Genomic DNA, 493 nt, shown 5'->3' with positions numbered 1-493 from the left:
GTTCTCCTCGCTGCCAATCCTCTCGCATCTCGAGATTGCGCGGGGCGTCGAAGTGAATTCGCTAGGGGCTATCGCGTGAGCTCGTATAGCTCCGATACACTTCTGACCGTATTTCTTATCTTTTGCCGTGTCGGAGCGGGAATGATGATGGCTCCTGGCTTGTCCAGTAGCCGCATCCCAATGAATGTCCGCCTCTTCCTTGCGCTCACCGTCTCTCTGGCAGTCTCTCCGCTTATCATGGGCCGCTTTGCCCAAGGTGTTGGAGCGCTGCCGCCAGCTACTCTTTTTGGTCTCATCGGGACGGAGCTTCTGACCGGGATCGTGATCGGCCTTCTAGGCCGGGTGTATTTCTTCGCTCTTCAAACGATGTCGAACGCCGCGGCCATGGCGATCGGTTTTGGAAACATCCCCGGAGCTCCCTTTGACGATTCAGAGCCCCTCCCCGCGATCACGACGATGATCATGATGGCAGCGACGGCCATGCTGTTCATGA

The 493-nt window shown here is 57.2% G+C and carries 1 protein-coding gene; it reads left to right on the top strand.

Annotated elements, in window-relative coordinates; translation table 11 throughout:
• Nucleotides 1-141: 141 nt before the first annotated feature.
• Nucleotides 142-493 (top strand): flagellar biosynthetic protein FliR (locus AB4Y92_RS25600; protein WP_441822173.1); only part of this gene is annotated, 352 nt, incomplete at its 3' end.

The sequence above is a fragment of the Lysobacter sp. TAB13 genome (genome assembly GCF_052113885.1).
In the GTDB taxonomy this organism is placed as follows: domain Bacteria; phylum Pseudomonadota; class Gammaproteobacteria; order Xanthomonadales; family Xanthomonadaceae; genus Lysobacter; species Lysobacter gummosus.
This window is presented reverse-complemented; position numbering and strand designations above follow the sequence as displayed.